Source organism: Gaiella occulta (genome assembly GCF_003351045.1).
GTDB classification, from domain to species: Bacteria; Actinomycetota; Thermoleophilia; order Gaiellales; family Gaiellaceae; genus Gaiella; species Gaiella occulta.
Map to the genome: position 1 here is coordinate 1 of NZ_QQZY01000027.1, position 1,037 is coordinate 1,037.

The 1,037-nt window shown below is 69.9% G+C and carries 1 protein-coding gene; it reads left to right on the forward strand.

Going from position 1 to position 1,037, the window contains the following annotated elements; all coding sequences use genetic code 11:
- Positions 1 to 29: 29 nt before the first annotated feature.
- Positions 30 to 1,037: IS256 family transposase (locus Gocc_RS15555; RefSeq protein WP_220150673.1), on the forward strand; the 1,008-nt coding region annotated here is incomplete at its 3' end.

Sequence of the window (1,037 nt, forward strand, 5' to 3'; positions counted from 1 at the left end):
GGCCATAGCGCCGGCGGAAGGGAGCTGTGATGTCTGATCTGACTACACCGGTCGCGTCGTCGGCGGTGGCGGGGAGCGCTGAGCGGTCGGTCGACGAGTCGCTCGCGCAGGAGCTGGTGGAGCGGGCGCGCTCGGAAGGCGTCGAGCTGGTCGGGCCCGCGGGGCTGCTGACGGGGTTGACGAAGACGGTGTTGGAGACGGCGCTCGAGGCGGAGCTGGACGAGCACCTTGGCTATCCGAAGCACGCGGTCGAGGGGCGCAACACGGGCAACTCGCGCAACGGCACGCGCGCGAAGACGGTGCTGACCGAGGTCGGCGAGGTCGAGCTCGAGGTGCCCCGGGACCGGGACGGGTCGTTCGAACCGAAGATCGTGCGCAAGCGGCAGCGGCGGATGAGCGGCGTCGACGAGCTGGTGATCTCGCTGGCCGCGAAGGGGCTGACGACCGGCGAGATCGCCGCCCACCTGGCCGACGTGTACGGCGCCGAGGTGTCGAAGGACACGATCTCGAGGATCACCGAGGCGGTCGTCGAGGAGCTGACGGCCTGGCAGTCGCGGCCGCTCGACTCGGTCTACCCGGTCGTCTTCATCGACGCGATCCACGTCAAGATCCGCGACGGCAAGGTCGTCAACCGGCCCGTCTACACCGTCGTCGGCGTGACGGTGAGCGGCGAGCGCGACATCCTCGGGCTCTGGGTCGGCGACGGCGGCGAGGGGCCGAAGTACTGGCATCAGGTCCTCTCCGAGATCCTGAACCGGGGCACGGTCGACGTCTGCATCGTCGTCTGCGACGGGTTGCGCGGCTTGCCGGAGGCGATCGCCGACGTCTGGCCGCAAGCGATCGTGCAGACCTGCGTGCTGCACCTGATCCGCAACAGCTTCCGCTACGCGAGCAAGGCTGACTGGGCCGAGCTCGCACGTGATCTCCGGCCGGTGTACAGCGCGCCGACCGAAGCCGCGGCCAAGACGGCGCTCGACGAGCTCGCCGGCAAGTGGGGCGAGCGCTACCCGGCGATCATCCGGCTCTGGCAGAACGCC